Source organism: Apibacter sp. B3706 (assembly GCF_011082725.1).
Taxonomy (GTDB): domain Bacteria; phylum Bacteroidota; class Bacteroidia; order Flavobacteriales; family Weeksellaceae; genus Apibacter.
Map to the genome: position 1 here is coordinate 306,722 of NZ_CP049715.1, position 25,069 is coordinate 331,790.

Annotated in this window: 19 protein-coding genes; 9 read left to right on the forward strand and 10 right to left on the reverse strand. The window is 31.3% G+C overall.

The window, feature by feature from the left end; genetic code table 11:
* Window positions 1–3 precede the first annotated feature (3 nt).
* The 4 genes from G8C41_RS01420 to G8C41_RS01435 form a co-directional block, all read right to left on the reverse strand.
* Window positions 4–1,002: a glycosyltransferase family 9 protein gene (locus G8C41_RS01420; protein ID WP_317164257.1), complete on the reverse strand. Its 999-nt coding sequence runs from the start codon at window positions 1,000–1,002 to the stop codon at window positions 4–6.
* A gap of 12 nt (window positions 1,003–1,014) precedes the next feature.
* Complete coding sequence (locus tag G8C41_RS01425) at window positions 1,015–1,434, reverse strand: SufE family protein (RefSeq protein WP_105298100.1); 420 nt, start codon at window positions 1,432–1,434, stop codon at window positions 1,015–1,017.
* A gap of 11 nt (window positions 1,435–1,445) precedes the next feature.
* A complete protein-coding gene (gene serS, locus G8C41_RS01430; protein WP_166005888.1) occupies window positions 1,446–2,714 on the reverse strand; it encodes a serine--tRNA ligase in 1,269 nt (422 codons plus the stop codon).
* A 191-nt stretch (window positions 2,715–2,905) separates the two neighbouring features.
* Window positions 2,906–3,895 (reverse strand): helix-turn-helix transcriptional regulator, encoded by a 990-nt coding sequence (locus tag G8C41_RS01435; protein ID WP_166005889.1) that lies wholly within the window; start codon window positions 3,893–3,895, stop codon window positions 2,906–2,908.
* A 138-nt stretch (window positions 3,896–4,033) separates the two neighbouring features.
* Here G8C41_RS01435 and G8C41_RS01440 point away from each other — a divergent pair, with 138 nt between their 5' ends.
* From G8C41_RS01440 to G8C41_RS01470, 7 genes are all read left to right on the forward strand, one after another.
* Entirely contained in the window at window positions 4,034–6,421 is a 2,388-nt protein-coding gene (locus G8C41_RS01440) for a TonB-dependent receptor (protein WP_166005890.1), read from the forward strand.
* Window positions 6,422–6,434: 13 nt separating this feature from the next.
* Window positions 6,435–7,667, forward strand: coding sequence for a DUF4374 domain-containing protein (locus G8C41_RS01445; protein WP_166005891.1), 1,233 nt, complete (start codon window positions 6,435–6,437; stop codon window positions 7,665–7,667).
* 30 nt (window positions 7,668–7,697) lie between these two features.
* Complete coding sequence (locus G8C41_RS01450; protein ID WP_166005892.1) at window positions 7,698–8,930, forward strand: DUF4374 domain-containing protein; 1,233 nt, start codon at window positions 7,698–7,700, stop codon at window positions 8,928–8,930.
* A gap of 140 nt (window positions 8,931–9,070) precedes the next feature.
* Entirely contained in the window at window positions 9,071–10,540 is a 1,470-nt protein-coding gene (locus G8C41_RS01455) for an ankyrin repeat domain-containing protein (protein WP_166005893.1), read from the forward strand.
* Window positions 10,541–10,546: 6 nt separating this feature from the next.
* On the forward strand, window positions 10,547–11,029 hold the full coding sequence (locus tag G8C41_RS01460) for a DUF2271 domain-containing protein (RefSeq protein ID WP_166005894.1): 483 nt from the start codon (window positions 10,547–10,549) through the stop codon (window positions 11,027–11,029).
* Window positions 11,030–11,033: 4 nt separating this feature from the next.
* Window positions 11,034–13,232 carry a PepSY domain-containing protein gene (locus G8C41_RS01465; protein WP_166005895.1) on the forward strand — a complete coding sequence of 733 codons (2,199 nt, stop codon included), beginning with the start codon at window positions 11,034–11,036 and terminating at the stop codon, window positions 13,230–13,232.
* 26 nt (window positions 13,233–13,258) lie between these two features.
* Entirely contained in the window at window positions 13,259–14,284 is a 1,026-nt protein-coding gene (locus tag G8C41_RS01470) for an FAD:protein FMN transferase (protein ID WP_255466974.1), read from the forward strand.
* On the opposite strand, the gene G8C41_RS01475 is transcribed toward G8C41_RS01470, so the two are convergent.
* On the reverse strand, window positions 14,281–15,417 hold the full coding sequence (locus G8C41_RS01475) for a glycosyltransferase family 4 protein (protein WP_166005897.1): 1,137 nt from the start codon (window positions 15,415–15,417) through the stop codon (window positions 14,281–14,283). The genes G8C41_RS01470 and G8C41_RS01475 overlap by 4 nt on opposite strands.
* 281 nt (window positions 15,418–15,698) lie before the next feature.
* A complete protein-coding gene (locus G8C41_RS01480; RefSeq protein WP_160541893.1) occupies window positions 15,699–16,556 on the reverse strand; it encodes an aldo/keto reductase in 858 nt (285 codons plus the stop codon).
* Between the two features lie 112 nt (window positions 16,557–16,668).
* On the opposite strand from G8C41_RS01480, the gene araJ reads away from it, so the two are divergent.
* Complete coding sequence (gene araJ / locus G8C41_RS01485) at window positions 16,669–17,823, forward strand: MFS transporter AraJ (RefSeq protein ID WP_166005898.1); 1,155 nt, start codon at window positions 16,669–16,671, stop codon at window positions 17,821–17,823.
* 179 nt (window positions 17,824–18,002) lie between these two features.
* Here the strand turns inward: araJ and G8C41_RS01490 are convergent, their stop codons facing one another.
* Window positions 18,003–19,496 (reverse strand): PLP-dependent aminotransferase family protein, encoded by a 1,494-nt coding sequence (locus tag G8C41_RS01490; protein WP_166005899.1) that lies wholly within the window; start codon window positions 19,494–19,496, stop codon window positions 18,003–18,005.
* 116 nt (window positions 19,497–19,612) lie between these two features.
* Here G8C41_RS01490 and G8C41_RS01495 point away from each other — a divergent pair, with 116 nt between their 5' ends.
* Window positions 19,613–21,418 carry a TonB-dependent receptor plug domain-containing protein gene (locus G8C41_RS01495; protein WP_166005900.1) on the forward strand — a complete coding sequence of 602 codons (1,806 nt, stop codon included), beginning with the start codon at window positions 19,613–19,615 and terminating at the stop codon, window positions 21,416–21,418.
* A 98-nt stretch (window positions 21,419–21,516) separates the two neighbouring features.
* On the opposite strand, the gene G8C41_RS01500 is transcribed toward G8C41_RS01495, so the two are convergent.
* The 3 genes from G8C41_RS01500 to G8C41_RS01510 all read right to left on the reverse strand — a co-directional run bounded on the left by G8C41_RS01500 (window position 21,517) and on the right by G8C41_RS01510 (window position 24,720).
* On the reverse strand, window positions 21,517–21,804 hold the full coding sequence (locus tag G8C41_RS01500; RefSeq protein ID WP_160564244.1) for a chaperone modulator CbpM: 288 nt from the start codon (window positions 21,802–21,804) through the stop codon (window positions 21,517–21,519).
* A 13-nt stretch (window positions 21,805–21,817) separates the two neighbouring features.
* Window positions 21,818–22,729, reverse strand: coding sequence for a DnaJ C-terminal domain-containing protein (locus G8C41_RS01505; protein ID WP_160567092.1), 912 nt, complete (start codon window positions 22,727–22,729; stop codon window positions 21,818–21,820).
* A gap of 371 nt (window positions 22,730–23,100) precedes the next feature.
* Window positions 23,101–24,720: an aldehyde dehydrogenase family protein gene (locus G8C41_RS01510; protein ID WP_166005901.1), complete on the reverse strand. Its 1,620-nt coding sequence runs from the start codon at window positions 24,718–24,720 to the stop codon at window positions 23,101–23,103.
* Between the last annotated feature and the right edge of the window lie 349 nt (window positions 24,721–25,069).

Here is a 25,069-nt window from a genome sequence, read left to right on the forward strand (position 1 = left end):
TAATTATAAAATAGTTTGACTTTTTATTTTATTTAAGATATTGGAACATTCCAAATTTCTTGTACATGCCCAATCATTTCTATAACAAGGTTTATTTCCAAAAATCGAGCAAGGTCGGCAAGGAAGATCATTTATTTGTATCACATCATTTAATTGTTGACCATAACCTAAAAAACCTGCAAAAGGGTGAGTAGCTCCCCAAATGGAAATAACTTTGGTTCCCACTAAAGATGATATGTGCATATTGGCAGAATCCATAGTTATCATTAAAGGCAATTGGCTAATTAAATTCATTTGTTCCTTTAAGGTAATTTGCCCTGATAAAGAATGAATATTTGGATGCATTTTCTGCCAAGAATCAAGAATTTCAGTTTCTTCCTTTCCGCCTCCAAATAAATATATTTGATAATCATCTTTTGCAAGATGTATGCAAATATCTTTCATTTTATCTAAAGGTAGCATTTTTTCCTTGTAATTTGCAAAAGGTGCAATGCCTATAGAATTTTTCTTCTTTATGGGGTTTGATGATAATTTATGAGATAATTGTAAATCAAATCCCAATCTTCTGAAAACATCGGCGTAATATTCGGATACGGGGCGAAGTGGAAAAAGTTTTTTATTTTTTCTTCGAGTTAATAATTTTTTTTCTTTTCGATTTTTATCAAGGGTAGCAATTTTTTTTACATGTTTAGATAAAAATAATTTTAAAATTTTGGTTCTTAATACATTGTGTAAATCAGCTACCATAGTAGGTTCGTAAACCTTTAATTCATCGGCAAGTTTTTTTAAACCAAAAATTCCATTATAGTTTTCGATATCTACCCCTATAAAAGTTATATTAGGAATTGATTGAAAAAAGGGAGCAAAAAAATGGCGGGTAACTATCAGCAACTCAACATTTTTATTTTGCTCGATAAATTCTCTTATAACGGGTACAGTCATTGCGACATCTCCCATTGCAGAAAAACGAAAGACTAAAATTTTTTCTTTGATCTTACTCACTTTTTTTACTAATTATTTTTTTGCAGAGTAAGCAATTGCGTAATATTTAATTTGTTTAATCATTGCCAATAACCCATTAGCTCGAGTAGGAGTTAAAAATTCTTGAAGACCTATTTCTTCAATAAAATTTTCATCCGATTTTAAAATGTCTTCAATGGGTTGCCCTGAATAGATGCGTACTAACATGGCTGCTATTCCTCTCGGTAAAATGGCATCAGAATCTGCTTCAAAAAATAATTTACCATTTTCCGAACGAGTAGTTAACCAAACCTGTGACTGACATCCTTTGATTAATTTATCTTTAGTTTTATCTTTTTCAGGCATTTTGGGCAGTGATTTACCTAATTCTATAACATATTCATACCGTTGTTCCCAAGAATCAAATAAATTAAATTCATTTATAAGTCCTTGTTGTATTTCAGAAATTGTCATGGAAAAAATATTTAATTAATTAAGTCGAAACCGGTATAAGGAACTAATACCTTCGGAATTTTAATTCCTTCTTCCGATTGGTGATTTTCAAGTAGAGCAGCTAAAACTCTAGGTAATGCAAGAGAAGAACCATTAAGTGTATGGCAAAGCTGATTTTTTCCTTCTGATTTATATCGTAATTTTAATCGGTTTGCTTGAAAGGTTTCAAAATTTGATACTGAGCTAACTTCCAACCATCTTTCTTGAGCAGCCGACCAAACTTCAAAATCATAAGTAATTGCTGAGGTAAAGCCTAAATCCCCGCCACATAGTTGTAGTATTCGGTAAGTGAGTTGTAGTGACTCCAATAAAGATTTTACATGTTCAACCATTTCATCCAATGCCTCATAAGAATTTTCTGATTTTTCGATTCGAACAATTTCAACTTTTTCAAATTGATGTAATCTATTAAGCCCTCTAACATCTTTACCATAAGAACCGGCTTCTCTTCTAAAACAAGGAGAATAAGCAGTTAATTTAATTGGTAGTTGATTTTCGTTTAGCAATACATCCCTGTATATATTGGTTACCGGAACTTCTGAGGTAGGAATCAAATATAATTTGTCTTCATTAATATAATACATTTGACCTTCTTTGTCAGGAAGTTGTCCCGTGCCGTATCCGGAAGCTTCATTTACTACAAATGGCGGAACAATTTCCATATAACCGGCTTCAGCATTTTTATCTAAAAAATATTGAACCAAAGAGCGTTGCAATCGAGCTCCTTTTCCTTTATAAACGGGAAAACCGGCACCGGTTATTTTTACTCCTAATTCAAAATCTATTAAATCGTATTTTTTAGTAAGTTCCCAATGAGGTAAAGCATCATTTATGATATTTTCATTTGCAGTATGCTTAAAAACCTCAAGATTATCCTCTTCATTTGTTCCTACAGGAACTAAATCGTTTGGAATATTGGGTACCTCATATAAAGCTAATTTTAACTTTTCCTCTGTATCAGATAAATTTTGTTGCAACTTTTTAGTGGATTCTTTTAAAGAAAGAGTTTGTGATTTAGCATTTTCGGCTTCATCTTCTTTACCTTCTTTCATAAGAATTCCAATATCTTTTGAAATTTTATTCATTTCTGAAAGCTGGGAATCCAAATCAAATTGTATCTTTTTTCTGGATTCATCCAGTGAAATAATTTCATCGATAAGTTCTAATTTGCCGAAATTTCTTTTTTTTAATCCGGCTAAGACCTTTTCTTTATTATCTTTAATATATGCAACCTGTAACATATCAATGTAAACTTTAAATGGCAAATTTAGTGTAAAAAAATAAATATCTAATAAGGAATAGAAAAGCTCAGTTAAATATACGTTCAGACATTAAAAAAATATCTGATGGTTAAAAATCATTTAAAGATTTTATAAGATGGGGATAGAACGAAAAAGCTTTTCAAATAAGAAACGATCGATTTATTTAAAGTCTAAAGTGACTCATTTAGTATATATTGTTTAGGTGTTTTTCCAAACATTTTTTTGAAGGAGGTTATAAAATGAGAAGCGCTTTTATAACCTGTTGCCAATGCAATTTCGTTTATTGGGTAATGGTTATTCAACATTTGAAGTGCCTTTTTCATGCGTAATTGTATAATATAATAATGAATGGTACAACTATAAGCCTGTTTAAATCCCGTTTTTAATTTTAGTTCATTTAAATGAATGATTTTAGATAGCTGGTTAATTGTAGGCGGTTCTTCGTAATGGGTAGTTAAATAGGCATTAGCTAGTTCAATTTTTTTAAAATCTTCCTCTTTTATAGACTTTATTTCATTCTTGTTGATTGATAATTTTATAAAGATTTTTAAAAATAACTCTTTTAACTTAATTTGATAATAACTGTGACCGAATACTCCCGTATCTTTAATTTCAATTAATTCATTTATAACGGTAAGCATATTGAAATCTATCGGTAAAACTATTTCGTTGAAATCAGAATGAGTATTCCGTTGAATATCTTTACAAAAAAAACTATCCGAAAACCACTTTTCATCTTTTAAGATTGAAAAAATAAAAGGTTTAGATATAAAAATACTAATAGAATAAAATGTCTTTTCATAAGGATCTATCTTAATTTTTATATTATTTTTATTTTGATAAGTCATTTGTAAAATACCGGGCTTAATATTATAAATGGTTTTATTTATAGAAGATTCAATAGTTGCTTTTCCTTGTAATAATAATGATACTTGAATGTAATCCTTTTCAATATTTAATGTTTGAATACAATTATGCACTACAGTAAATTTTTGAATAAGAATACATAAACCACCGGTATATATACTTTTTTGAATACCACTGGCAAAATGTGTTTTAAAATGGTTTGTCTTAGTAATTATAGGTGAATTAATATTTAATCTGTCTTCCAATTCAATAGTCAATAAAAGATCTTGATTTATTTCCGAATAAATATTCATAATACTGTTTATATTATTTTTTATACCAAATATGATATTATTATATGATTATTTAATTATACTTTCGCAAATAATATTTATTTAGTCTAAACAAAAATAAGAAATAAAAAATTGTTGTGGTCTTAAACTTACTGCTCCATGAAAGTAATTATCAATATTCTAATTATATGCTCATTTTCAACCTGTTTATACTCTCAAATGGCAGTAGTAGAAGGAATAGTTACCTTTAATAACCAAAACCAAGTGTTGGAAAATTGTTCTGTTCAGGTAGATAATATAGATTATATAACTAAAACCGATCAAAAAGGATATTATAAGATAATTCTTCCGGAGGGAAACTATGGGTTAACGTTTTCAAATCCTAAATTTGACACCCAACGTATTCCTGTTTATTTAAAAAAAGGAGAAAAGAAGAATATATCGATTAAACTTAAACCTATAACCTATACCGATATTGATAACGTTGTAATTATCGGAAAATCGGCCTTACAAAAAACTAAAGAAACCCCGTATAATGTAACTGTTTTAGATGCTAAATCATTTTATAATAGCTCATTAGATTTAGCTCATATGCTTGAAAAAGCACCCGGAGTTAAAATAAGAGAAGCCGGAGGGGTAGGTTCGGATCTGTCAATTTCATTAAATGGTTTTACGGGAAAACATGTTAAATTATTCATGGATGGTGTTCCTATGCAGGGTTTCGGTTCTGCTTTTCAATTAAACAATATTCCGGTAAATATAGCGGATCGAATTGAGATATATAAAGGAGTGGTACCTATTGAATTTGGTACTGATGCAATTGGTGGAGTGATCAACATTGTGACGGCGCAAAGTACTAAAACCTATATGGATTTATCGTATTCTTCCGGTTCATTCAATACCTACCGAACCGATTTAAATATGGGGCATACCTCAAAATCAGGATTTACGATTCTACTCAATGCTTTTCAAAATTATTCAGATAATAATTACAAAGTAAAGACTTCTATATTGGATTTGAAAACAAATGTCTTTTCATCCGAAAAATTTTGGGTCAAAAGATTTCATGGAAAATATCACAATGAAACAGGTATTTTAAAATTAGGCTTTATTAAGAAACGATGGGCAGATAAATTTCTAATAGGGATTACATTAGGACAAGAATTTTCCGATATACAAAATGCCAATTTAATGGAAATTGTTTACGGAATGAAAAAACGAATGGGTACAACTGTTATGCCTTCTTTAGTTTACGGAAAAAATAATTTTTTGATCAATAAATTAAATGTTAAAATCACAGCAAATTATAATAGAAATTATAATAAAAATACGGACACGGCAGCCAGACAATACAATTGGTTAGGAGATTATGTACCCAAAAAAACTAGAGGTGAAGGCATTTATTCTCTTTCAAAATTTTATAATGATAACTATTCCTCAACAGCAAATTTAACGTATCGATGGAATGATATGCATTCCTTTGCTGTAAATGATGTTCTATCCGGCTACAAAAGAAAGAAATCCGATCGGGTTTCTATAGTGGAAATCGGTTCCGTGCGCGATACTATGAGAAGAACCAATTTGAAAAATATTTTAGGAGGTTCTTATAGTTTTAATTATAAAAATATATGGAATGCGAATGTTTTTGGTAAATATTACTATCAAAAAGTGAAAGGTCCTAAAAATATTTCTACTCTGACCAATAGTACAAAATATATTGAAAACACGGAAAAATTTAACACCAACGGGTATGGCTTAGCCGTCACTTATTTTTTGAAAGATTTTCAGTTTAAGGGATCATTAGAAAAGGCATACCGTCTGCCCACAGATAATGAACTCTTTGGAGATGAAGTATTAGAATTGGGAAATTCAGTTTTAAAAGCTGAAAATTCCATGAATTACAATCTAGGAATCCTTTTAAATAAACAATTTAAAAATAATAATGTTATCTACTTTGATGTCAGTGGTTATATAAGAGATACTAAAGATTATATCCGAAGAATTATTGAACAACATTATGGTACAGCAACTTATGTCAACCACGGAAAAGTAAAAAATATTGGAATAGATGCTGAAATAAAATTCTATTACAGAAATAAATTTTCGTTAGGAGGAAATGTAACCTACCAAAATTTAAGGAATAAAGAGCGATATTCTTCCGTCAGTGGAAACAGGAAAGATATTACCTATAATGACAGAATACCCAATGTTCCTTATTTTTTCGGAGCAATTGATGCAGCATATTTTATTAACGATCGGGTAAAAAGAAGAAACAATTTAAGTATTGGTTACACATTCAACTTTATTGAAAAATTTTATCTTAATTGGGAGAGTTTGGGAAATAAAAAATCGAAATACACTTTACCCCGACAACTATCACATGATCTAATTATAAATTACACTTTATACAAAAGTTCATTGAGTGTTTCATTGGAACTTAAAAATATCACCAATGAATTTCTTTATGACAACTACAGTTTACAAAAGCCCGGTAGGGCTTACTATATCAAGCTAAGATATTCATTTTCAAAATCACATAAAAAGTAAATAAATCAATAATATGAGAAATAGATCATTTAAAAGAAAATTCCTTTTAATAGCAGCACTATCAGTTTTCATAGTGGGATGCGGAAGCGATGACAATGATAACCTATCAGAAAATCCGGGAACAGATTCTGCTACACAAAAATTTGTTATAGCTGCAACTATGGGCAGTTCCAGCTATATGTTAACTTCCGATAATCTGGATATAGGCAGAACCACGCTATCGGGAAATGGCGTGGAAATAGGAAGAGTATTTACACATTTTATAAATAACCACTATAAATCATTAGTAGGGCTGGTATACGGACAAGGAGGGGCATACGTTGGATATTGTTTCATTTTGGCTCCAAACGGCAAAATTCAAAAATTAAAAGGAGATCAGGATATGGGATTTCAAGTAAACAGTTATAATACCGTTGGAAATTTCGGAAATTATATGATTTCTGCACGAGGGTCACAGGCTTTAGCAGACGGAACGACAGGAGCCATCTTCAGTTTTATAGAACAAGAAGGAACAAATATGTCTATAACCCAAAAAACATTACATACCGATAATATAGTTGGAAACGGTTATAATCCAACGATTAGCGGAATTGTTGATACCGAAAATGGAGAATTTCTTACCTCAGCCGTTAGTCCCAATGATCCCGATAAAGTGCATGTGTTAGCTTTAGACGCAAATTTAAATGTTAAACGAATTTATTCGGATGATAGAATTAGTTACTCTGCGGGAAGATGGCGATCTGCCATGTATTCTCAAATAGGAAAAGATGATAACGGAAATACCTATGTATTTTCAGGTTCATACGAAAGCGCTACCACAAAACCAGCGGGTGCGTTATGTATAAAAAAAGGAAGTACTGCCTTCGATAAAGATTACTATTTTAATATTGAACAAGCATCAGGGGGCTATCGATTTCGTAAAGTATTTCATATAACAGAAGACTATTTTCTGTTAGAATTTTATAACGAATTGGACTATAGCATTATAAGCCCTGCCTCTCAATATGCAATTCTAAAAATGAACACCAAAAATTTTAATTGGCTAAGAGATGGTTTCCCATCTAAAGAACAAATTACGGCAACGGGATGGCCATTAAGTTATGACGGTAAAATATATCTGCCGGTTACCACATCCAATGAGCAGCCTACCGTATACGTGATCGATCCTAAAACTACTTCAGCTAAAGCAGGATTAGTGGTTGAAGCAGATGGCATTACGGGATTATCCCTATTAAAAAAACAATAAATTTCAATAAACTCTTAAATAAAATATAGTATGAAAAAAACAAATTTTATCCAAAAAGTATTAGTAAGCTTTTTGGCCGGATGCATGACTATATCATGTAGTAGCGATGATGATAATACGGTAGCCACACAACCCATTCCTACTAAAGCAGATAAGTTTGTAATAGCTGCTGCTCCCGGGAGTGGAAAATTAGGTACAGGAACTTATTTTTTGACTGTCAATCATTTAGACAGCGGTAGAGATAGTATTTCAGGAAATTCTAATTCAGTGAAAACAACCAGTTCATTTACACAGATCGTAGTAAACAATGCAAGCACATTGGTTGGATTTATTTATCCCAACGGATCAGATTTAGGGCAAGGAAAATCAGGATGTAGAGCATTTAAATATGACACAGATGATAAAATGAAAGAATTGCAAGGAAGTCCGATAATTATTGGTAGATTTTCAGTTACAGGAAATTTTGGAAAATATATTTATGCCATATCCAATAAAGACAACAGCTTCCTGTATGAAAGAAATGGAGATAATATTTCCATGATAGATAAACCTATCGATTTAAGTTCGCATTTGATTGATGACAAAAAACCAACCATTACAGGAATTGCAGACAGAGGAAATAACGAAATAGCTGCTGCATTTAAATATACAAATTCAGATAATGTTTATGTAGCCTTGATGGATTATAACATGACTATTAAATCAGTCATTAACGATTCGCGTCTAAGCTTTTCAGGAGGCCAATGGAAAGGTGCTGTATATTCTCAAATTTGGCCGGATGGATCAGGAAACGTATACGTATTTTCAGGTGCCGGATCCGGGAATACCACTGCTAAAAAAGCCGGTGCTTTAAAAATTAATAAAGGTTCTCAAACATTCGATTCAAATTATTATTTTGATATTGAAACTGCTTCAGGAGGATATAAATTCAGAAAAGTTTTTCCGATTACTAAAGATTACTATTTACTTGAATTTTACAATGAAACAACAAGTTCCGGAAACGGTTCCAAAGCAACACGTTTTGCAGTCGTTAAAATGGAATCTAAATCTTTTAAATGGGTAGAAGGAATTCCGGACTATACCCAAGTGTCAAGTAACGGATGGCCGTTAGCATATAAAGGTAAAATATATTTACCATTAAATCCGGTTAGCGGAAATTCAGCCATATATGCCATAGATCCGGTAACGGCAACAGCCAATAAAGGATTTGAACTTTCCAATGATAAGGAGCATATTAGAGCGGTCACTTTCTTGAAAAATTAATTAATTTTACTCAGATAATTTTTTAATAAAAGCAGTTGATTTATTCAACTGCTTTAAACTATTTTGTTTTTATTTAGTCTATATAAGTATTATTGAAAAAAAATTACTATTATAGTGCTCTCATTTAAAATATAAAAAAAATGAAAAGAAGTTTCGTAACTCTCCTTTGCATGGCATCCATTTGGATGAATGCTCAAATAAATAATACCTTGTTAGATAATAACTTTTGGAAAAATAAACCCGATTTACAAGCAGTTGAAACAGAAATTAAAAAAGGTAATAGTCCGAATGAGTTTAATGATAACAAATTTGACGCTGTTACAGTTGCCATACTAAATGAAGCCCCTTTAGAAACCATTAAATACCTGTTAAAACAGAAAGGAAATGACATAAATAAATTAACTCATGATAACAGAATTTATTTACATTGGGCAGCTTTAAAAGGAAACACAGAATTAATAAAATTTTTAATCGATAAAAAGAGCAATATCAATTTAGAAGATTCCCACGGACTCACTCCTTTAGTATTTGCAGCAAATGCAGGTCAAACCAATGTTGAAATCTATCGCTTGTTTTTTGATGCCGGATTAAATCCTAAGCAAAAATATAAAAACGGGGCAACCATTTTGCTTTTAGCTATTCCCTATGATTCTGATCTTCACCTTACCGATTATTTACAATCCAAAGGTCTTTCTTTATCGGATACAGACGATAAAGGAAGCACAGCATTTGATTATGCGGCCAGAAAAGGCGATATAGAATTATTAAAAAAATTGAAAACAAGAGGGATAAAAAGCACCAACAATGCTCTTTTACTGGCAGCAGAAGCTACACGGAGAACAGCCAATACCTTAGATGTTTTTAAATATTTGGTAGAAGATATAAAATTAAATCCTTTAGTCGTTAATGACGATCAACAAACCGTACTTCATATAGTCGCAACAAAACCTGATCAGGTAGAAATTATCAACTATTTTATTTCTAAAAAGGTTGATCCACAAAAAAAAGATAAAGAAGGAAATACAGCATTTATAAAAAGTGCTTCAGGAAAAGATATTAAAAATACACAAGTATTTTTACCTTTAGTTAAAAATATCAATGAAGTTAACAATAAGGGAGAAAGTGCTCTAATGTTAGCAGTAAAATCAAGTACCCCGGAAATGATTGCTTTGTTACTTGCTAATGGAGCTAATATAAATCAGAAAGATAAAAAAGGAAACAGTTTGGTTTATTATCTTATCCAATCTTATCATCCTAGAAATAAAAATTTTGATGCAAATTTAGAATTACTAAAAGATAAAGGAGTTGATTTTAATACAAAACAAGAAGAAGGCAATACCCTCTATCATTTAGCAGTCGGTAAAAATGATATCAATTTGATTAAAAAAATTTCAGGATTGAAAGTAGACGTTAATACAGCTAATAACGAGGGTATAACTCCTTTACAAAGAGCCGCAATGATTGCTAAAGACGATACTATTTTGAAATATCTGCTATCTTTAGGTGCAAAAAAAGACCTAAAAACAGAGTTTGGAGAAACAGCCTATGATTTAGCAAAAGAAAACAAAATCTTAACTCAAAATAAAGTATCCGTTGATTTCTTAAAATAATCTATTATGAAGATGAATATTAAAATAGCAGCTTACAGTTTACTTCTAATGTTATTGCCTTTTATTGGCCATGCACAGACTCATAAATATAAATGTTTACTTCAAATGAATAATTATATAGGAGAAGGTGCCTACATAGTAGTATCATTAATTTCTCCGCAAGGTCAATATGAAAAGACATTATACATAATGGGAGAAGATAAAAGATGGTATAATACCTTAAAAGAATGGCATAAATACAATTCAAAAAAGAAAACTATAGATGCTAAAACCGGAGCATCCGTAACCGGCGGAGACCGTAGCATAACCACGTTGGAAATTGAAGATTCTAAAATTTATAAGGGATATAAACTCCGATTTGAAACTGCTGTTGAAGATCAAAATTATTATGTAAAAGATCTGGAAATCCCTTTAAATTCTCAAGCCTTTACGGGTAAAATATCCGGAACGGGATATATAAATTATGTGAGACTAAGTAAGATTCAATAATTCAATGACGCTTTCCATTTGGAGATATGCTCACTTAACTTTAGCATTAGTTTCTTTCATATTTTTGAGTATGGCTTCCATAACGGGATCCATACTTGCTTTTTATACCATTGAAGAAAATATGTCACCATATTGCATTCATGATCTAAATCGTATTAGTATTGCGCAGACTCTTTCAGCATTACAATCTACTGTTCAAGAAATTTCTGAATTGGAAATTAATGAAAAATCGTTTGTAAAATTACAAGGTACCGATACGAATGGGGAGGAGGTAGTAGGATATATAAATCCTAAAACGGGAACTATCATAGGAAAACCTCAAAAAAACAATTCTTTTATCTTGTGGGTTACCTCATTACATAGATCCCTGTTTATGCATGAAACAGGACGCATACTTGTGGGTATCAATTCATTTTTACTTTTTTTAATAGCAACTTCAGGAAGCATACTTATAATAAAAAGACAGAAAAAATTCAGCAACTTTTTTTCAAAAATAAAAAAAGCATCTTTTTCTCAATATTACCATACTTTGTTTGGACGTTTACTGCTTATACCTATTGGTATAATTTCATTAACCGGAAGTTATCTATGTTTAGAAAGGTTTCATTTTTTTTCCAAAGAGGGTGAAAAAATTATCTATCATTCCGTTCAAGATCAAACTACAACAAAGAAACTATTATATATAGATATCCCTCTTTTTTCACGAATTAAACTTTCAGAAGTTCGTAAAATAGAATTTCCGTTTTCCGATGATCCCGACGAATATTTTATTTTAAAATTAAAAGATAAAGAATTAACCGTCAGTCCTTTAACAGGTGAAGTTGTCTCTCAAGTTAATGATCCGATTTCAAAAAAGTTAGCAACTCTAAGTTTAGACCTTCATACCGGCAGAACTCATGTAGTTTGGGCTGTCATTCTTTTTATAGCCGGTGTATATATATTGTTTTTTATAGTTTCAGGATTTACCATAACTTTGAAAAGAGGAAAACGTAATTTTAAAAATAAATACCTCCCTGAAGATAGCCAAATTATACTATTGGTAGGATCAGAAAATGGAAGTACGTTCAACCTGGCTCATTCAATTCATCAACAAATGGTTTCGCAAAATTATCGATCCTATTTAACAGAGCTTAATAAGTACCAAATATATCCAAAAGCGGAATATATACTAATTTTAACTTCAACCTATGGACTGGGAGATGCTCCTTCAAATGCGCGTAAATTCGGAACACTTCTAAAAGAAAATCCACAAAACCAAAACGTTAAGTTCAGTGTAGTAGGGTTTGGATCAAAGTCCTATGAAGATTACTGTTTGTTTGCTAAAACTGTAGACGAACAAATCAAAAAAGAGGCATGGAGCGAATCGATAGTAGATTTACACACAGTAAACGACCAATCAATAGATGAGTTTACAACATGGATAAAAGAATGGAATAATAAAACGGGTATCAAACTATATGCTGATGCCAAATTTTATACAAGTAAACCCAAAAATCGTATAAAAATGAAGATAGAGGAGGTTTACATACCTAATGATTCTAAAGAAACTTTTATAGTACAAATAAATCCCGGTAAACAAAAATTTACTTCAGGCGATATTCTGGCCGTTTATCCCTGTAAAGATCAAAAGGAAAGATATTATTCCATAGCTAAAGTCAATCATAACATACAGTTATCAATAAAATATTATCCGAGCGGCTTGGCGTCAGAATATTTAATAAATCGGAAAAAAGGAGATACCATATACGGGAAAATTTTAACTAACACTTCTTTTCATTTTCCCGAAAAAGCAAATAAAGTAGTTATGATTGCCAATGGAACAGGAATAGGTCCCTTTTTAGGAATGATCGATCAAAACTTAACCAAAGTTAAAACTTATTTGTATTGCGGATTCAGACAGCGATGTGAAATAGTAGATCAATATATTTGTTTTTTGAAGGAACAAATGAATAAAGGATATTTAGAACAATATAATTTTTCGTATTCATCAGATACAGAAAATAAATATGTGATGGATTTAATTCAAAATGACAGAGATTTTTTTGTTAATTTATTGGAAGAGGGAGGAGTAATCATGATTTGTGGAGCTTTGCAAATGCAACTGGAGGTAGAAAAAGTCTTGGATGAGGTAGTTTTTGTAGATAGCCTAAAAAAATGTAATGATTACAAAAGAAAAGGACTAATTGTAACCGATTGTTATTAATGAATTTCAAGAAAAATAGTAAATATATGAGAGGGAAATATGTACTATTGGCAGCATTATTTGTATTATCTTACATAAACATTAATTCGCAAGTACAACGAAACCGCACAGCAACATTAATGGGTTGTAAATTTGACTTTTCAATACTAGCAGAAGATTCCCTACAAGCAGAAAAATATATAGATAAGGCTATCGATGAAATAGTACGGATTGAAAATTTAATATCGGATTGGAAGCCTGATTCACAAGTTTCAAAGGTTAACCAAAATGCAGGTATACAGCCCGTAAAAGTAGATAGAGAAGTATTGGAACTTACTCGAAGAGCTATTAAAATCTCAGAGATTACAGAAGGAGCATTTGATATAAGTTTTGCAGCTATGGATAAAATTTGGAAATTTGACGGTTCTATGAAAAAAGTGCCCTCAGAGGAGCAAATTAAAGAATCCATAAAAAAAATAGGCTATAAAAATATCATTATAGATACTTTACACTCTACTCTCTTTTTAAAGCTTCCCGGAATGAAAATCGGATTTGGATCCATAGGAAAAGGATACGCAGCTGATAAAGCAAAAGAACTAATGGTAAAAAATAATGTAAAAGCGGGGATAATTAACGCATCAGGAGATATAAGTGTTTGGGGGCATAAAATTAATGGAGAATATTGGAACATTGGAATAATTAATCCCTTTGAGCCTTCGGATATTACAGGTTTTTTTACACTTAAAGATGAATGCGTCACAACATCCGGTTCTTATGAAAAATATGTCGAATTAGAAGGTAAAAAATATTCTCATATTATCGATCCTCGCACGGGATATCCCGTAAAAGGAATTAAAAGTGTCAGTGTGATAGGTCCGAATGCCGAAACGGCCAATGGATTCAGTACCTCAATAATGGTACTCGGAGTAAAAGCCGGACGCAAACTCATTAACCACTATCCGGATTATAGTTGCCTCATTATTACAGATACGGGTAAAATCCGTAAATCAAAGTATTTTAAAACAAAAGTAGAATTTTATAATAAAAAGATAAAGTCTGCACCCCGACTTTAACTTTCTACTAAACGCTGAAACAAATTCATCCATTTTTGCATGATTATATCCTGTGAATAACGCAGAATATTTTCAGAAGCCGCTTTTCCCATTTGTTTTCTAATAGTTTCATTTTCTATTAAGTAGGAGAGCTTTTGAGCAAAAATTTCTTTATCATTAAAAGGAACTAATAATCCGTCTACTTCATCATGGATAATTTCTTTAGGTCCGCATTTGCAGGTATAGGAAACAGGAGGGACTCCATGAACCATAGATTCAATTAATGTCAATGGAAATCCTTCATATTTTGAAGTCATAGCATAAATGGAACTATTTAGCAAAACAGAGCTTATATCCGAAGTCGCCGGATGTAATTCAATGTTAGAATTTAAATTTAATCGATCAATCATTTCTTCAAGCTCTCTTTTTTTCTCACCATTACCATATAGTAACAATTTCCAATCCGGATGTTTTTGAACAATAGTGTTCCATATTTCAATAAGATGATCAAACTGTTTTTGCTGGTTTAATCGGCCTAAGCTAATTACTATTTTATTTTCAAGAGATGCATGATTTTTAGGTAATATAGTAAGTGGATTTTCAATTACCTCAAGGTTGGGAAGATTATTTCCCCAGGATTCTCTATCTTCATTCGTTAAAACTATAAATCGGTCAAAATTCTTACCAATATCATAATCTGTTTTACGGTATAAATACGTTATGATTCTTCCTAGAAAATAATTATCCAATTTTGAATAATATTGCGCACGTTTGTATTTAGCGAAATGTCGTTCAATAATTTTTTTACTTCCATCATTTAACTCAAAAATATATTTCGAGTACTTACAAAAAGTGGATATAGCTATATCGGGCTTAACCTCCTGAAAAAGATTTCCGATAGTTTGAAGAAAAATTTTTTTATTTTTTTTAAAATTAATATGTTTTTTCAATCCCCTATCTTTTTCAAAATCCAAATTCAAATAATGAAATTTAATACGGGAATCAAAGTTGAAAAAAGGCTTTTGAGAAGATGGGTAAATAACGACAATATGAACTTCATAGCCTTTGTCAACCAAATAATTGGCTTTAATTGAAATCACACGTTCTATTCCTCCGGAATTATGAATGTTACCTATACAGTATGCAATTTTCATTTAGGAATTGGTTTTTAATTACGATAACGTCTAAAAAATTTTTACAATATTATGTAAATATTTTTTAGCTGTAATTAGTTGAAATTTAACTTAGGAAAGTTTACTCTTACATTAAGTATATACTTTTTGTCTATAAAGCAAATTCAAGGTTATAAGAAATAGTATTTATAAAAAAGAATTAATAAATATTTCAATATTTTTAATTAAATTCCAAAAAAAATGATATATTTTTTTGAGTTTAAATGAATCGTTTTTTAAAAAAAGAGTTATTGATAGATGGATTATTTGATTCCCTTTTTAGCAAAATATTCTAAAAAATGATCGGGATGAGCGCCGGTTCGATCATTGGAATCTAAAGAATCTATTTTTTTTACATCTTCATCGCTTAAATGAAAATCGAAAACATCAGCATTGGAAATAATTCTTTCTTTTTTTGTACTTTTTGGAATAGTTACTACCCCTTTTTGCAAATCCCATCGAATAATAATTTGTGCTACATTTTTATTATACTTATGAGCTAATTCTAAAAGTAAAGGATCGTTAAACAAAGCCCCTCTTTTTAAAGGAGACCAAGCTTCGTATTGAATTTGATTTTTTTTGCAAAAATCCAATAAATCCTGTTGCACTAAATTGGGGTGGAATTCCATTTGATTAACCATAGGAACGGTTTGTCCCAAATCTATGATTTTTTGGATATGATGCTGCAAAGAATTACATAAACCTATTGCACGTATTCTACCCGCCTTATATAATTCTTCCATTGCTTTCCATGCTTCCAAATAGAAATCCGGATGAGGCCAATGGATTAAATATAGATCAAGATAATCAAGACCAAGTTTTTCCATAGATTCATCAAATGCTTTAAAAGTGTCCTCATATCTTTGTCTGCTGAACCATATTTTGGTAGTTACAAAAATTTCTTCACGAGGAATTGAAGCAGATTGTATGGCTTTTCCAACTCCTTCTTCATTATAATAATAAGCAGCCGTATCAATATGACGATATCCTGCATCTAAGGCATCATGTATAGCAGTGATTACTTCTTGTCCTCCGTCAGCTTTATACACGCCTAAACCCAAATAAGGCATTTTTACACCGTTGGAAAGAGTAGTTGTTCCTGAAATATCTGTTATATTCATGATTCCTGTATTATAATTTAATCAAATATACGATAAATATTTTTTTGCCGGAAACTGCGGAATAAGGAATAATTTCCTATAATTTTGTTTAGTAAACAGGCGGTTAAAAATTATGAAAAAATCTACCATAGCGTTAGCTTTAGGTACTTTAGGATTAGGAATGTCTGAATTTGGCATGATGGGCATACTTCCGGATATTGCAAGAGATATGTCTATAAGCATACCAAAAGCAGGGCATTTTATATCGGCATATGCTCTCGGGGTAGCTATTGGAGCCCCCTTACTGGTTTTAATATCCGGTAAACTTCCCTTAAAAAGAATATTGTTGATTCTTATTTTAATCTTCATATTAGGTAATTTATTTTTTTCTTTGACTTCGTATTATGAATTTAATGTATTGTTCAGATTTATTTCAGGTCTTCCACACGGCGCTTATTTTGGTGTCGGTTCCATTGTTGCCAGTAAACTGGCATCTAAGGGAAAAGGAACTTCTGCTGTTTCGGGAATGATTTCAGGAATGACGATTGCTAACCTCTTAGGGGTTCCCTTGGGTACATTCATAAGCCATCATTTTTCGTGGAAAATTACATACTTTCTTATAGCTTTATTAGGAATCATAATTTTCATATCCATTAAAAAATTTGTTCCTGAATTGAAACCGCTTACCTATACTAGATTTAAAGATCAATTTCATTTTTTGAAGAACTTGAATCCGTGGCTGATTGTCGTAACAACCATTGTAGGAAATGGAGGTATATTTTGTTGGTATAGTTATATAAATCCAATTATGACCCATTCGGTTGGCTTTTCAGAAGAATCTATGACAGGAGTAATGATGTTTGCAGGTTTGGGAATGGTAGTTGGAAATCTGTTGAGTGGAAAATTATCGGATAAATATTCTCCGCAAAAGGTAGCTACAGTTACCCAAGGGTTGGCAATGCTATCCTTATTATTTTTCTTTTTTTTCAGCAAATCTCAAATCCTTTCGTTACTACTTATGTTCCTTTGCACGGGGTGTCTTTTTGCCGTATCAGCTCCTCAACAAATTTTATTGTTGCATAACTCAAGAGGAGGAGAAATGTTAGGTTCAGCAATGGCACAGGTAGCTTTTAACATAGGAAATGCTTTAGGCGCTTATTTAGGAGGTATTCCTATCAGTAAAAATTATCCCTATGAATATAGTGCTTTGCCGGGTGTTGTATTAACATTCATTGGGTTTCTAGTGTTTCTATATTACACCCATTTAAGAGCCAAGCTGAGTAACTGAGTAATTGTACTATTATCTAATTGATTCAAAAATCAACTTAAAAACTTCAAATTTTACTTATAGACTGTCGGTTTTAAAATTTCAAAACGAAAAGTAGTAACGTTGAAAAATGTCGTTACGATCTAATATAATTTTTATAAATATTTTAATAAATGATTGATTAATTGTGGATAATGGATCTATTTTTTTTCTAAACGTGATAAAGCTGATTTGATTTTATAGATGATTTCCTCCATTTCTTCTGGGGTAAAACTTCCAAATCCCAATCTCATAGCAGATAAATTGTGCGTTTGATAAAGCAAGGACTTAGGAATGAGCAAATCTTCCTTTAGACAATACTCTCGTAATTTCATCAAATTTACCGATGAATTCCATTGTGTCCAAAAAGCCAATCCACCGGTTGGCAAAGAAAAATTTAAATAATCCTTCAAATGAGTGTTTAATAAAGATGCCAGAAAATTTCTTCTTTCTTTATAAATAGCAGAGGTTCGTCTCAGGTGTCTGTTAAATTCGCCTTCTTCAATAAGTTCGCCCAAAGCATATTCCATAAAAATATCTCCTTGCCTGTCAAGCATGTTTGATAATTTTTGCATTTCTAAAATTAAATTCTCAGGAGCGATCACAAAGCCTTTACGGAATCCCGGGGCTAAAGATCTTCCAAACGAACCGATATAAACGACCATTCCCGAGGTATCTGCACTGGCAAGAGGCAGAATCCGATTGTTTTCGTAATGAAAATCATAATCATAATCATCCTCTAAAATAATGAATCCATACTGTTGAGATAATTCCAATAATTCCATACGACGTTTTACACTTAAAGAAACCGTTGTTGGATAATGATGGTGTGGAGTTATATATAACATACGAATCTTTCTTTTTTGACAAATTTTTTTAACAGCATCCGGAGAAATGCCTTCTTCATCAACCGGGATGGTTATTATATCTGCACCAACTTTTTGCAGAATCATATTGATCAGAAAATAACTAGGTTCTCCGACCAATACAATATCCTTTGGGGTAATAAGTAATTCTGCTGCTATATAACCTCCCATTTCGATGCTTCGCGTGATAAGAAGATTTTTTGGTGAAATATGTAATCCCCGAGATAGATTTAAAAAATTAGATAAGTTTTTTTTTAGATATTCACTTTTTTCAGGAACTTCATTATTTCCTTTAGTAAAATGTCTTTTTCTTTTAAGGTTCGATGAATAGAGGCTCGACAAGGTATTCATTTGTAAAAGTCGAGTATCGGGTCCACCATCGTTTAACATCCATGAGCAAGTTGAAGATTCAAAAGGGTTATCCAATAAATTGGAAGTTCTATATGAAAATCCCGTTTTAGAAGGATAATGAGTCAGAGAATCTTTAGATATGGATTTAATTTTTTTATTAGTCACATTGTCTTTTTGAATGATAAAACTGCCCTTATTGGGATGTACTTCAATCCATCCTTGTGCATGCAATTCATCATATACTTTAACGATTGTGTTGCGATTTACTTGAATAAGATTACTTAAAATACGCGTTCCGGGAAGTTTCGTACCGATACTTAAATAACCTCTTTGAATAGCATTGATGATCTGAGTGGTAATTTGAAGATATACAGAAACTTTAGCGTTTCGGTCGATATGTATCAAGCTATAATAAGGTAGTAAATCCGGACTAGTCATAATAATAAAACTGGTATAGTTTAATCATCCGGAAAGTTACTACTTTTGTATAAACTAACTAGTATAAAAATAAATTTTAACTAATTACTGCGAAAATTTGCTGTGAACTATAGATTATGAAACTATTTTATTCAATTATTGCCTTGTTTGTATGTTTAGTACTGGTTGCGCAGGAGAGTAAAGAACTTGAAGGAGTTGTAATTCAAGGGAAAACACTTTCCTTACCTTTTAACAAAACTTCACAAAATGTTCAGATAATTACGAAAGAACAAATCAAAGCTATGCCTGCCTCCAGTATTGAAGAAGTTCTTTCTTATTATTCAGGAATAGATATAAGACAAAGGGGAGCGCATGGAGTACAAGCCGATGTTAGTATAAGAGGAAGTTCTTTTGAACAAGTATTAATTCTTATCAATGGAATACGCATGAATGATAGCCAAACCGGACATAATACCATGAATCTTCCGGTAGATTTAGCTTCCATTGAACGAATTGAAATAGTTAAAGGTCCTGCAGCTCGTCGTTTTGGACAAAATGCATATGCCGGTGCTATTAATATTGTTACTCGTCCGTCTACCAAGAATGATTTAACAATTTCAGGATCTTTAGGTGATTTTAATACGACATCTTTAGGTGCTTCATTAAATGTTTCAGGAAAAAAGTTTTCTCACTTTATTCAAGCAGAAACTTCACAATCTGATGGATATCGTTACAATACAGACTATCAAGTTAAAAATGTATGGTATCAGAATCAGTATAAATTAAACGGGGGAGAACTTCGTTTACAAGGAGGATTTATTGATAAAAAATTTGGAGCTAACGGATTTTATTCCTCCCCTTTAGCAAAAGATCAGTATGAAGCAATTCAAACTTCTTTGGTTAGCATTGGTTGGAATCAAAAATCAGGTAAATTCAAATGGGAATCCAATGCATATTGGAGAAGGTCTCAAGACGAATATATTTTCGAAAGACATAATCCCTCAAAATATAGAAACCTTCATATAGGTAATAATGCAGGAATCGAAGCCAATACAAACTATTCATCTTCTTTAGGAATCACCGGTGTTGGATTGGACTTTAGAAAGGAATATTTATCTTCCAATAATTTAGGAAAAAATCATCGGACAGTTTATTTTGCATTTTTGGAACATCGATTTATGTTTTTTAAAAACAGATTGGATATTACTCCGGGAATTAGCTTTTCCGACTATTCGGATTTTGGGAATTTTTGGTATCCGGGAATTGATATTGGATACAGTATAAACCAACAAAATAAATTATTTGCTAATTTAGGAAAAACCTATAGAGTTCCTACGTATACAGATCTTAATTATACAGATCCGGTCACAGAAGGAAATACTAATTTAAAACCGGAGAATGCTTTGTCTTATGAATTGGGATATCGATTTAATCATAAAAACATAAAAACTACCATCAGCTTTTTTAGAAGGGAATCAAGAAAAAGTATAGATTGGACAAAAGATAGTGAAGAAGGTAAATGGAAACCCGAAAATATTTCAAGAATAAATACGGATGGTGTAGAAGTTGATTTTAATTATTCTTTTACGGCACTCTTCATAAAATCAATCAATTTAGGTTATACCTATTTGGATAAAAATTTAAAATATTCTGACCGAGCGTACTCTAGATATTCATTAGATAATTTAAGACATCAGTTGGTTGTTAAAGTAGAGCATAAACTCCTCAAGAATATATCCAATCAAATAATTTATAGATACAATGACAGAGTAAACTTAGATGATTACCATTTATTGGATGATCGTCTTATGTATCAAACCAATCATTTACAGTTATACATCCAAATGACCAATATACTCAATACTAAATATACCGAATCAAATTTGGTACCTATGCCGGGTAGATGGATACAAGGAGGAGTAATTTTTAAGAATTTTTTATAAAGTTTGTACATATATGTTAATAGCCATACATTTTAAAAATGTATGGCTATTATATTAATAAAGCTAAATTAAATTTTTAAATAACAGAATATTTTTATTTATTCATAAAATTTAAGCCTGTTTTTAAGTTCGGTCATCTCAAGTTGTAGTTTACGTATTTTAAAAAGTAAATTTTTTACAGCATCAATTCCTGCAAGGTTTATATCCATGTCATAAAACATTCTGGAATAAGATTCCAAATCGGAAAGAATATCAAAAGGAATGTATTTTATTTCCTCCTTTTGAACGGTATGGATAATACCCAAATTTTCTAAATCCTCAATAAATGATACATCTACATTATAATGTATGGAATATTCTTCTATAGTTATCAAATCATTTTTCATGTATCAGATAATTTTATGATTCTGCTAATTGTTTAAATAAATTTTTTTGCTTTTCAGAAAGATGAGTAGGTATTTTTACTTGGTAAATCACGAATAAATCTCCATGTTCTCCCTCTTTTTTATACACAGGAAATCCTTTACCTTTCAATCGCACTTTAGTTCCATTTTGTGTACCCGGACTCACTTTGAGTTTAACTTTACCATCCAGAGTATCAACGGTTATTTCTCCCCCTAAAACAGCTGTATAAAGATCTACTTCTGCAGTAGTGGTTAAATCATTATGTAACCTTTTAAATTTAGGATCTTCCAAAAGATTAAAAGTAATATATAAATCTCCGTTAGGCCCTCCGTTTGCACCCGGGCCCCCTTGACCTTTCAATTTTATTTGCTGACCATTAGAAATACCTGCAGGAATGGTAATACGTATTTGTTTACCGTTGACGTTAAGAGTCTGTTTATGTGTGGTTGCTGCGTCTCGCAAGGAAAGACGTAATTCTGTGGTATAATCTTGCCCTTTAAATTGAGAACTTCTTCGATGAGTTCTACCGGTTCTTCCACCAAAAAGATCACTAAAAAAATCAGAAAAACCTTCCGTACCAAAACCTTGGGAAAAACCTTCAAAAGGGTTACCGGAATTGTCATAATAGTATTGACCGCCACCGCCTCCTTGTTGTTGACGTGCTTGTTCAAATTGTTCTGCATGTTTCCAATTTTCGCCGTATTGATCATACTTCTTACGTTTTTCGGGATCGCCCAAAACTTCATTAGCTTCATTAATCTGCTGAAATTTTACATTAGCTTCTTTATCATTAGGATTTAAATCCGGATGGTACTTTCGGGCTAATTTTCGGTATGCCTTTTTGATATCATCCTGAGAAGCATTTTTACTTAATCCTAAAACTTTATAATAATCAATATATGCCATATAGTGTAAGTCAAATTTTTTATATTCGTGGAAATTTCGTGTATAATGTATCGGTACAAATTCTAAACCAAAGTACACTTTGTCATATATTTATCTGATGTATGCAGTTTAACTTCACTATTGAAAACTTTTACTAAACTTATTATAAATCTAACAGAATAAAAAATATTGTTAACTAAAACGGAGTCCCGCATTTGAAAAGATAAATAAGAGGTAAGAGGAAATGATCGATTAATGATATAAATTTTTGAATGTATGAATTTTCCTTTTTAATAAAGCTTAGCATATTTAAAAAAAATAAAACCATCTATACGAAGATAGATGGTTCCATTTTATAAAATAATTGATATTATAAGATAAAAAACCTCAAATTAGCTTAATCTTGAAGATTTACCACTCTTTATAACAGAGTCAATCAAATTGTCATTTGATTTAGTATCCTTGGTAGCTACAACAGAGTCGATAGATAGGGCATATAATGCGTCAATGGTTGAGAGAGTACCTAAAGCTGAATTTTTTCTACCGTTAAAAGGAAGCGTATCAGGTCCACGTTGACATTGAGCATTAATATTGATTCTACCTACTTGACAACATAGAGCATCAACAAGATAAGATACAGTATCTTCATCATTACTGAAGATGGCTGCTTGTTGTCCTTTAGTTGAATTGGTAATATAGCTAATCGGAGATTCAAGATCGTCAAAAGGAACTATCGGAATGATAGGAGCAAATTGCTCATTATTATATAATAGATTCATTTTCTCATTAGCCGGATAAATTACGGTTGGGCTAACTAATGAATTTAAAATTTGTCCTCCTCCATTTTCTTTATTAATAATTTCACCGTTGTTTTCTAAAGCTTCATCAATACATTTTTGAACATATTGAGGTTTGTCCGGTTCTGCTAGCGGAGTAATGGTTACATTATCTTCCCATGGCATTCCCACTTTCAATTTAGATATTTCCTCAGTGAATTTTTTATTGAATTTATCAGCAATTGAAGAATGTACAAATAGTATTTTTAAAGCCGTACATCTTTGTCCGTTGAAAGAAAAAGTACCCAAAATAGCTTCTTTAACCGCTAAATCGATATCAGCAGTTTTGTCGATAATAGCCGCATTTTTGGCGTCTAATCCTAATACGGAATGAAGACTGTTTGCATTAGGATGTTCTTTAATCATTCCATTTACTACTTTACTGGATCCGATAAATGCTAATACATTAATTTTACCTGATTGCATTAAAGTAGGAATAACATCTTTACCTCTACCGTATAAAGTATTGATAACCCCTGCAGGAAAACATTCTTTAAATGCATTTAATAAAGGTTCAAACAATAATGTACCACGACGCGGTGGTTTGAACAATACGGTGTTACCCATTAATAAAGCAGGTATCAAAGTCGCAAAAGTCTCATTTAACGGATAATTGTAAGGGCCCATACAAAGGACAACTCCATAAGGAGATTTTTTAACCTGAGCAACCACCCCTTCATCTGTTTTTGTACGAGATGAATTTATATCTAATTCTTTCAGAGCCTCAATAGAACATTTTATTGCATCAACCGTTCTATCGAATTCTTTTTCGGAGTCTTTATAGCTTTTACAAATTTCCCAAACTAGTAATTTTACTACTTTTTCTCTTTGCTCAACCATTTTAACGATGAAATTTTCCATCGCAGAGATTCTTTGAGAAACAGACATAGACGGCCATTCTCCTCTTCCTCCGTTAAAAGCTTTTAAAGCAGCCTGTAAGGCTTTTTCAGCTTCTTTAGAAGTACAGATTGGATAGCTCCCTAATTTAGTTTGTACTAACTCATCTGTAGAGTTTGAACGGGTATAAATAGGAGAATAAACTTCTTGAAATGGACCTTCCCATTCAATAAATTCTCCATCGATCAATACTCTTTTCTGAGAGATTTCGTTTTGAAGTCGAAAATGTTCAGGAATTTCATTTTCTTTTGGAAAAAAATTTATTAAGTTCTGATTCATAATACTTAATTATATTTATTGAGCAAGAAAAAATTTACTTTCAAGCTAATTAGCGTTTGCAAAGATAATAAGTTTATTTTTTTTCGTCATGATTATTTTTAGATTCATATGAAAGAAATAAAATAAATATTGAAATTAAAAGAAACTTTATTTTCTAAAGTATTGATGGATAATTATATATAGTTAATTGAAACAAAAATATCTTTTAGCATATTTTAATTGTTTGTATCCAAAATTTATATTGGAAAGACGCAAAATTTTATGAAAATGAAAATATTTAAGATTTATGTAATTTATTTAATACAAAATTATTTGAAGATAAAATTACAATAGTATAAATAATTTAAAA